The sequence below is a fragment of the Corallococcus llansteffanensis genome (assembly GCF_003612055.1).
Lineage (GTDB): Bacteria > Myxococcota > Myxococcia > Myxococcales > Myxococcaceae > Corallococcus > Corallococcus llansteffanensis.
In genome coordinates this window covers 1-8,609 of record NZ_RAWB01000430.1, presented here as the reverse complement: position 1 = coordinate 8,609, position 8,609 = coordinate 1, and the positions used below count along the sequence as shown (strand labels likewise).

9 protein-coding genes are annotated in these 8,609 nt (G+C 71.0%); 2 read left to right on the top strand and 7 right to left on the bottom strand.

Translation table 11 applies throughout. The annotated features are described in order from the left end of the window. Positions 1-1,138, top strand: a 1,138-nt coding sequence (locus tag D7V93_RS30805) for a vWA domain-containing protein (RefSeq protein ID WP_147451422.1), incomplete at its 5' end; no start/stop codon positions are given. Positions 1,139-1,190: 52 nt separating this feature from the next. On the opposite strand, the gene D7V93_RS30800 is transcribed toward D7V93_RS30805, so the two are convergent. From D7V93_RS30800 to D7V93_RS30780, 5 genes are all read right to left on the bottom strand, one after another. Next, on the bottom strand, positions 1,191-2,846 hold the full coding sequence (locus D7V93_RS30800; protein WP_120646783.1) for a hypothetical protein: 1,656 nt from the start codon (positions 2,844-2,846) through the stop codon (positions 1,191-1,193). Next, positions 2,843-3,688, bottom strand: a complete 846-nt coding sequence (locus D7V93_RS30795) for an ABC transporter ATP-binding protein (RefSeq protein WP_244237615.1) — start codon at positions 3,686-3,688, stop codon at positions 2,843-2,845. The genes D7V93_RS30800 and D7V93_RS30795 overlap by 4 nt, the downstream gene beginning before the upstream one ends. Before the next feature lie 75 nt (positions 3,689-3,763). Next, positions 3,764-4,141 carry a response regulator gene (locus tag D7V93_RS30790; RefSeq protein ID WP_120610154.1) on the bottom strand — a complete coding sequence of 126 codons (378 nt, stop codon included), beginning with the start codon at positions 4,139-4,141 and terminating at the stop codon, positions 3,764-3,766. Positions 4,142-4,243: 102 nt separating this feature from the next. After that, the gene (locus D7V93_RS30785; protein WP_120646782.1) at positions 4,244-5,224 is read right to left on the bottom strand and encodes an amidohydrolase family protein; all 981 of its coding nucleotides are present in this window, start codon (positions 5,222-5,224) and stop codon (positions 4,244-4,246) included. After that, positions 5,221-5,478: a hypothetical protein gene (locus D7V93_RS30780; protein ID WP_120646781.1), complete on the bottom strand. Its 258-nt coding sequence runs from the start codon at positions 5,476-5,478 to the stop codon at positions 5,221-5,223. The genes D7V93_RS30785 and D7V93_RS30780 overlap by 4 nt, the downstream gene beginning before the upstream one ends. A gap of 326 nt (positions 5,479-5,804) precedes the next feature. On the opposite strand from D7V93_RS30780, the gene D7V93_RS30775 reads away from it, so the two are divergent. After that, a complete protein-coding gene (locus tag D7V93_RS30775) occupies positions 5,805-6,074 on the top strand; it encodes a hypothetical protein (RefSeq protein WP_120646780.1) in 270 nt (89 codons plus the stop codon). Between the two features lie 177 nt (positions 6,075-6,251). Here the strand turns inward: D7V93_RS30775 and D7V93_RS30770 are convergent, their stop codons facing one another. Both D7V93_RS30770 and ggt read right to left on the bottom strand, forming a co-directional pair. Next, positions 6,252-7,034: a TatD family hydrolase gene (locus tag D7V93_RS30770; RefSeq protein ID WP_120610150.1), complete on the bottom strand. Its 783-nt coding sequence runs from the start codon at positions 7,032-7,034 to the stop codon at positions 6,252-6,254. A 20-nt stretch (positions 7,035-7,054) separates the two neighbouring features. After that, on the bottom strand, positions 7,055-8,609 hold a 1,555-nt coding region (gene ggt / locus D7V93_RS30765; RefSeq protein WP_120646779.1), incomplete at its 5' end, for a gamma-glutamyltransferase.

Genomic DNA, 8,609 nt, shown 5'->3' with positions numbered 1-8,609 from the left:
GCCCATGCCCGTGCCACCCGCGACGACGCCAGCGCCCGGACAGGCTCCGGCCGGCCAGGACGTGCAGGCGCAGGGGAAGGGGACGCAGCCGGAGATTGAAGTGGCCTTCGTGTTGGACACGACGGGTTCGATGGGCGGGCTGCTGGAGGGCGCCAAGCAGAAGATCTTCTCCATCGCGTCGCGCATCGCGAAGGGCAAGCCCACCCCGCACCTGAAGGTCGCGCTGGTGGCGTACCGGGACGTGGGGGACGCCTACGTGACGAAGCGCTTCGACCTGAGCGACGACCTGGACTCGGTGTTCGCGGAGCTGCGCAAGCTCCAGGCGGACGGAGGCGGGGACTCCCCCGAGCACGTGGGGCGCGGGCTGGGCGAGGCCGTCTCGCTGCTCAAGTGGAACCAGAACCGCGAGGTGATGAAGGTCATCTTCCTGGTGGGTGACGCGCCCCCGGCCCAGCGCGAGGCGGAGTGGGACTTCAAGCTGTGGTCCAAGCGCGCGAAGGAGCGCCACATCGTGGTGAACACGGTGCGCTGCGGCGGGGACTCCTCCACCGAGGTCTCCTGGCGCTACGTGGCGAAGCTGACGGACGGCACGTTCGACTCCATCGACGCGGCGGGCGGCATGGTGGCGGTGGCCACGCCGTTCGACGAGGAGCTCTCCCGCGTGAACGCGGAGCTGGCGTCGAAGACGCTCTACGCGGGCCGCAAGGAGGCGCAGGTGATGAACCAGGTCCGCGCGGATGCGATGAAGGGCATGTCCGCCGAGGCCGCCGCGGACCGCATCAGCTACATGAAGTCCAGCCGGGGCGCGGGCATGAGCGCTCCCAGCGCGGCGGCGGTGAGCAGCGCGCCCACCACGGTGGGCGGCGCGGTGGACCTGGTGGATCAGCCGACCGCGCTCGCCTCCATCAAGGATGACGAGCTGCCCGAGGCGCTCAAGGGCCTGAAGAAGGAGGAGCAGGCCGCGAAGGTGAAGCAGCTCTCCACCGAGCGGAAGGCCCTGGAGCAGAAGGTCGCCAAGCTCGCGAGCGACCGCGACGAGTGGCTCAACAAGAACGCGCCCAAGAAGGAGGACGCCTTCGACGCCAACGTGATGAAGAGCGTGAAGACCCAGGCGGCGAAGTTCGGCGTGGCGTACTGAAGAAGCGCGGTCCGTCGCCACCCGGCGCGCGGGGGAAGTGTTCCCCGCGCGCCTACTCGCGCGTCACCGCCCGGAGCACCACCTCCCGGCGCTGGTCCAACAGGCGCATGGCCAGCGGGCGCACCGCCCGGTAGACGGTGAAGTAGAGCACCGCGCCCCCGGCGATGAAGGCCACGGAGTGCCAGCCCGGTCCGGCCTTCCCCGCCATCCGCAGCGCATGGCCAAAGGGCATGCAGCCCACGCTGGCGGCGAGGATGCCCAGCATGGACGCGGTGAGGGGAATCTTGTCCCGCCGCTTGAGGCTCGCGTGGAACTTCACCGGGAAGTACAGCGACAGGAAGTTGCCCGCGGCCAGCAGCATGGGCACCACCGCCGCCACCGCGACCATGGCGCACAGGAAGTCCACGAGCGTGCCCGCGCCGAAGTACACCCGGTAGAAGACGCCCACCAGCACCGCCATCCCCAGCGCCGCCACGCCCTGCACGCGGTTCTTCGCGCGCAGCACGTCCGCCAGGTCCAGGGGCGCGGCCAGGAACACCGCGAAGCCGTGCCCGTCGTACGCGAAGGTGTTCTGCGAGAACGTGGAGGCGATGACGACCGCGCCGTAGATGCTCAGGCCGCCCATCACCCACGCATCCGCGCTGTTCCCCAGCAGGAACACGAACAGGTCCCGGCCCGACAGCAGCTTCAGCAGGATGGCCAGGATGAAGGGCACCGCCGCCAGGAGCCGCGCGCGCGGGTTGCGCCACAGGTCCAGCACCTCGCGGCGCACCAGCGTGTCGAAGCGCGTGCGCGTGGTGGCGAACGGGTCGCGGTCCCCGCCGTCCTTCTGCGTCCCGCCGGCGCGCCCCGCCTGCCGGTGGAAGCGCAGCAGCAGCGCGTACGCCACCGCCATGCCCACGCCGGTGAAGAACAGGAGCCCTGCGGCCTCCAGCAGCGCGATGCCCACGCGCCCGTGGGCGAGCTGCCCCAGCCCGTCCCCGAAGTAGCCCGGCGGCACCTGGCTGAGCGCCACCGCCGCGTTGATGATGAGGCTCATGTCCAGCGCGCTCACGCCCGCCTCGCCCATGCTCGTCAGCCACGACGTGTCGATGGGCGGGATGAACGACGCGGCCACGAGGAACGCCAGCAGGCCGCCGCCCATGATGCGCGCGCTGTGCTTCTCCCGGAGCACGTTGATGACCGTGTAGAGGCCCACCCGGCTCCACGCCGCGCAGAAGAGCGCGAACAGCACGTAGAGCACCACCGCCAGCCAGGGCGCCGCCAGCCGGTGCCGCGACGCATAGCCCAGCGCCGCGCCGGTGAGGGGCGCGTAGAACACGAGCGCGCGGGGCTCGAAGAGGCTCGCCACCGTGGAGCCGATCAGCAGCCGGAACGGGGAGATGGGGAACGCGGCGTAGCGGGACAGCTCCGAGTGATCATCCACGCCCGCGGACAACAGCGGCCACGTCACCCACGTGGCGGCGGTGACGAAGCACAGGAGGTTCAGGATGAAGTAGGGCCACACGTTGCTGTGCGCGATGGCGCCCATGCGCATCAGCTTGAAGAAGGACAGGCCCAGCAGCACGCCCGGCGCGCTGGAGCCCACGAACGCGGCCACCGCGAGCAGCCGGCTCTTGCCCGGGCCCTGGTTGAGGCCCAGGTGCAGGCGCAGGCCCCACAGCAGCAGCAGGTGCCGGAAGAACCCGGGGACGGGCGGGCGGCTCACGCGGACTCCCGGCGCAGCGGCAGCACCGTCCCGGCGGGGTCGGCGTAGAACGACAGCTTCGCGTTGCGCGCGGCCGGCACGGCGACCAGCTTCTCGAACACCGCCTCCAGCGTGGGCGCGCCGTGGCGCTGGCGCAGCGCCTCCACCGGGCCCTGATCCAACATGCGCCCGCCGCGGATGACGCCCGCGTGCGTGGCCAGCCTCTCGGCGATCTCCAGCACGTGCGTGGTGAGCAGCAGCGTCACGCCCCGGCGGCTCAGCTCGCGCAGCAGCTCCCGGATGACGCCCGCGGCGAGCACGTCGATGCCCTCGAAGGGCTCATCCAGCAGCACCAGCTCCGGCCCGTGGATGAGCGCCGCGGCGATGGCGAGCCTGCGGCGCATGCCTTTGGAGTACTCCGCCACCAGGGCGCCGGCCTTGTACGTGAGCTCCGTGAGCTCCAGCAGCTCCACCGCGCGGGATGCGGCCGTGCTCCCGTCCAGGCCATACATGCGCGCGCAGAACGTGAGGTATTGCCGGCCGGTGAGCCGCTCGAAGAGGCTCAGCTCCTCCGGCACCACGCCCACGCGCTGCTTGACGTCCAGCGGCTTGGCCACCGCGTCCACGCCGAGCATGCGGATGGAGCCCGCGTCCGGTCCGTACACGCCGGTGAGCAGCGCGATGGAGGTGGACTTGCCGGCGCCGTTGGGGCCGAGGAACGCATAGAAGGCGCCCCGGGGAATCTGGAGATCCAACCCGTCCAGCGCGGTGAAGCCACCGAAGCGCTTGACGAGGCCGCGCGCGTCGATGGCCAGTTCGGCGCCGTTCGGTTCTGAAGTGGGGGGCGTCATGAAGGACGCCATCACACCACGTTCCCAGGGGCCTCCCACCATCCTCGGGTTGACGGATGGGGCCCTGCCTGCCCGGTGCTTCCCGACTCAGTGCACCATGGCGACTTCAGGCGGCCCGACGATCTGCTGCACGGTGGTGCGCACCTTGTCCAGGTCCACCGGCTTGGAGATGTAGCCCGCGGCGCCCACGAGCTCCGCTTCCCACTCGAAGCCGTACCCGGAGATGATGATGATGGGCAGGTTGCGCGCCCGGGGCATCTTCTTGAGCGCGTCCAAGAGGCCCCAGCCGCTCATCACCGGCATCCGGAGGTCGAGCAGCACCGCGCCCGGGATGTCCTCCTCCAGCAGGTCCAGCGCCTCGCGCCCGTTGGCGGCCTCCGTGGTGGCGTAGCCCATCTCCTGGAGGGCATCGCAGATGAGCGTGCGGTGACTCGCGTCGTCGTCGACGACCAGGATGTTCGACATGGGTATGAGCCTCTGGGATGGCGGCGTCTGCTTGGGGACCGCGATTCTATGGGGTCGAAGATGGGAATGCCTCTTCCATTGCGGAAGGGGTTGCGTTTCTTTTCAACATACGTCCTCGCCGTAGAGCTTGAGCGTGTTGCCTCCCAGCACTCCCGCAAGTGCGTCCTCGGCGAGCTTCAGGCCCGCCAGCGCCTTGATCTCCCGGTCCCACGCGTACGGGATGTTGGGGAAGTCCGTCCCGTACAGGATGCGCTCCGGCCGCACCTCCAGCGCCTGGCGGGGCAGGGGCACGGGGAAGTAGCCGCCCACCGTCATCGTCGTGTCCAGCCAGAGGGTGTCGTGGCGCTCGAGCAGGCGCGCGTAGGCGTCGAACTCGTCCGCCCCCAGGTGGGGCACGCACAGCTTCAGCGAGGGATGATCCGCCAGCACGCGCTCCACCCGCTCCGCCGCGCAGAGCGTGTAGGGATCAATCGGATACCGGGCGCTGGCGGGCTCGCGGCCCGCGTGCATCACGAGCGGCTTCCCGGCCCGGGCGCACGTCTCGTAGATGGCGTGCAATGCGGGCGCGTCCGGGGAGAAGCACTGGACGTGGCAGTGCAGCTTCACGCCCTTCAGGCCCAGGGCGAAGGCCTCCTCCAGGATGTCGGTGGCGCCGGGTTCGCCGGGGAACACGGTGCCCAGCCCCAGGACGCGGGGCTCGGCCTTCACCACCTCCGCCATGTAGGCGTTGAGGGCGCGCGCCATGCCCGGCTTGTGGGCGTAGTGCAGGGCGACCACGCGCTCGACGCCCCGGGACAGCAGGAACGTCAGCACGTCGGGCGTGTGCAGCTTGTAGCGGATGGGCCAGCCGTACTTGTCGAACCAGCGCCACACCGCTTCGAAGACGCGGTCGGGGAACAGGTGCACGTGGGCATCCACGACGGGCGGCAGGCCGGGATCCACGCGGGGCCCTTCTTCGTCCGCCAGCGCGGGCATGGGCATGGAGATGCCGCGCTCCCGCCACGTGGGCGCCGAGGCCAGACACGGCACCGGGACGTCGTCGTCTCCAGAAGCCTCGTCCCGAGCCCCTGGCGACAGCGTCATCCTCCCGAGCCCGCCGTGCCCGACCCGGGCTTCGCCGCGTCGTCGGCCTTCTCCCGCTCGTCCATGCGCCGCAGGTAGCTGTTGTGCGCGTAGCCGTTGCGCTCCAGCCGCTGCGCCTCGATGGCGTCCGCGACCTTCGTGCACACCTGACCGAGCACGCGCAGGGACTCCGCGATCACCCGCTCCGCGTGATCCTGCGCGTTGGCGGACGGAATGGTGGGCCGGTCGCGGCGAAACAACTGGGGCAACTTCATCCGGTGGAATCTAAGGGATGCCCCGGCCGGGTGCCACGCGTCAGCCCCGCCCCAGCGCTCCGGTTGCTTCCCCCGCGCCGCGTCAGGGGGGCGATGTGTTGACAGCGCAACGCGGCATCGCCCCGGGGTCGGACTTAACCGCGTTGACAGTCAGGCACTTTACATTTTGCACCAGCCCGGTCCCCCCAGGGGCTCGGAACACGCCTTCGAGGCCCTCCAACCCTCTGGAATTCCGACAGGTTTACGAATTTTCAAGCAGGGAGGTGACAGCGCGCGGATTCATCTCTAGATTGCGTCCGTCGGATTTCCCACGTGAGGAGCTGCGCATGGCTTACGACGGCGAGCTTGTGAAGATGCAGAACGGTCGCTGGGCGCGGTTCCAGCGTTGCCAGGTGTACCGCCCGGGTGTGGCGGACGCCGGTGAGACCATGTTGCTGATCGCCGTGGAGCTGGAGGAGCGCTACCAGCAGCTGCTCGACGACGCGGCGGACTCCCTGGCGGAGTACCGCTCGCAGGGCGTGCAGGTGCGGCTGGCGCCGGACGCGCAGGGGCTCAGCCTGCAGCCCGAGATGTCCGCCTCCGTGTCGGTGAACTAGGCCCCTGCCTGGCCTCCGGCACCCTCGGGTGCCCGGCCTGTCGCAGGCGCTGTAAATCCCCGGGCCTCGCGCTTCACCGCGCGGGGCCCGCTGCATTTACAACCTCCGCGACTCCTCGGCCTTTTCACACCGCCGCGCCGGGCGCACACCAGCTGCTCGCCCGACGCGATGGCGCACTCAGTCGTGGATCTGGAAGAAGTGGGCGGCGTTGTCGCGGGTGACGCGCCGCACGAGCCGCTCGGACAGCTTCGCCTTGCCCAGCAGGTTCGCCGTGCGCGCGAGGCCCAGGATGTCCCCCGCGCCGTCGCCCGCGTCCGAGTCCAGCACCAGCCGCTCGCTGCCCAGCCGCCGCACCAGGGCCACCGCCCGGTCCGCCTGGAGGGCCTCCGGGTGCAGTGTCAGTCCCGCCCAGTGCCCCACCTCCAGGATGGTGCGCACGGTGCGCGCGTTGGCGTGGTCCACCAGCGCGCGCGACGGCGCGAGGCCCGACTGGCGCAGGAGCGTGAGGATGCGCCGCGTGTGGCGCTCCTTGTCCCTCAGCGGCGTGTGCACCACCACGCGCAGCTTGAGCTGGCGGGCCAGGGCGAGCTGTTCGAGGAAGGCCTCCTCCTCCTCCTCGCCGCCCGCGTGCAGCCCCGTCTCGCCCAGGGCCACCACGCGGCCGCCCTCGAAGTACTCCGGCAGGTGGCCCAGCACCTCCGACAGGCCCCGGCGGGGGATGCAGCGCGGGTGCACGCCCAGGGCGGCCCAGGCGCGGATGCCCAGCCGCTCCAGGCGCGGGAGCTGTCGTTCGACCAGGTGGTCGAAGTGCTGACGCAGCCCCTTGGCCGTGGCCTCCGGGAAGTGATGCGCCACCACCAGGGCCCGCTCCACGCCGAAGAAGCGCATGGACTCCAGGTCCTGGTCGGTGAGGGCCTCCGGGTGGAGGTGCGCATCGAAGAGGGGCAGCGGCTCGGGCACGGGCTCGGTTCTCCTCTGCTTCAGTCCTGGCCCAGCGCGACGCCCTCGTTGCGGGGATCGCTGGACGAATAGCGCAGGTGCGTGCGCGGGTCGCTGTAGACGGCCTCCGCGTCACCCCAGGCCTCCACCCGGCGAATCTTATGGCCTCGGGCCTCCAGCGCGGAGAGCGTCGCCGGCTCCAGGCCCCACTTGTCCACCCGCAGCTCGTCCGGGAGGTACTGGTGGTGCAGCCGGCCGGCGCCCACCGCGCGCGTCACGTCCATGCCGTGGTCCACCACGTTGCTGATGGCCTGGATGACGGTGGTGGGGATGGTGGAGCCGCCAGGGCTGCCCACCGCCAGCATCACCTGCTTCGGGTCCTCCTTGGAGAACACCAGCGTGGGCGCCATGGAGGACAGGGGCACCTTGCCGGGCTGGACGGCGTTGGGCTCCCCGGTGACGAGCCCGTACGCGTTGGGCACGCCCGGCTGCGCGGCGAAGTCGTCCATCTGGTCGTTGAGGATCACGCCGGTGCCCTTGCCCACGATGCACGAGCCGAAGCTGTAGTTGACCGTCGTCGTCATGGCCACCGCGTTGCCGTCCTTGTCGATGACGGAGATGTGCGTGGTGTTCTTCTTCTCCGGCACCGTCGGCTCCGGCTCCAGGGCCCCTGGCTCGGGGCGCAGCGTGGAGGCCGGGCCGCCCTTCACCGGCGCCAGGAGCGACGCGCTGGCCGTGGCCTTCTTGGGGTCGATGCTGCCCGCCAGGTCCGCGATGTGGCCGGGCGACACCAGCCGCTCCAGCGGCACCTGCACGAAGGCCGGGTCCCCCAGGAACTTCGCGCGGTCCACGTAGCTGCGGCGCACCGCCTCCACGTAGAGGTGCAGCGTGTCCGGGTCGCGGTAGGGCACGCCCTGCGGACGCAGCTGCTGCAGCATGCCCAGCACCTGCACGACGGCGAGGCCTCCGGCGCTGGGGGGCGGCATCGTGAGGATGCGGTGGCCCCGGTAGGTGGTCTCCAGCGGCGCGGGCTTGCGCGTCCGGTACGCCGTCAGGTCCTCCTGGGTGAGCACCCCGCCCGCGTCCTTCACCGACTTCACCAGCGCCTGCGCCACCGGGCCCGCGTAGAACGCCTTCGCGCCGCCCTTCGCGATGAGGCCCAGCGTGCGCGCCAGGTCCGGCTGCTTGATGACGTGGCCCACGGGGGGCACGGTCGGGTTCCCCTGCGCGTCGGGCACGAGGAAGATGCGCGTGGCCTCCGGATCCGTGCGCAGGCACTCCGCGCGGCCCGTCGCCATCTGCTGGTACTTGGGCGTCACCCAGAAGCCCTGCTTCGCGAGCCGGATGGCCGGGGCCAGCACCACCGCGGGCTTGAGCTTGCCGTGCGTCGCGAGCAGCTCCAGGTAGCCGGCCACCGCGCCCGGCACCGCCACGCTCAGCGCGCCGTCGGTGGACAGCCCCGGCACGAGCGCGCCGTCGCGCAGGTACATGTCGCGGGACGCGGCCTTCGGCGCCACCTCGCGGAAGTCCAGCACCCGCGTGTCGCCCGACTTCGCGTCGTGCACCAGCGCGAACCCGCCGCCGCCCACCCCGGAG

Bases quoted from the DNA above. Each gene is read 5' to 3' on its own strand.
- D7V93_RS30795 (WP_244237615.1), bottom strand. From the start codon at position 3,688: ATGGCGTCCTTCATGACGCCCCCCACTTCAGAACCGAACGGCGCCGAA.
- D7V93_RS30790 (WP_120610154.1), bottom strand. From the start codon at position 4,141: ATGTCGAACATCCTGGTCGTCGACGACGACGCGAGTCACCGCACGCTC.
- D7V93_RS30785 (WP_120646782.1), bottom strand. From the start codon at position 5,224: ATGACGCTGTCGCCAGGGGCTCGGGACGAGGCTTCTGGAGACGACGAC.
- D7V93_RS30780 (WP_120646781.1), bottom strand. From the start codon at position 5,478: ATGAAGTTGCCCCAGTTGTTTCGCCGCGACCGGCCCACCATTCCGTCC.
- D7V93_RS30775 (WP_120646780.1), top strand. From the start codon at position 5,805: ATGGCTTACGACGGCGAGCTTGTGAAGATGCAGAACGGTCGCTGGGCG.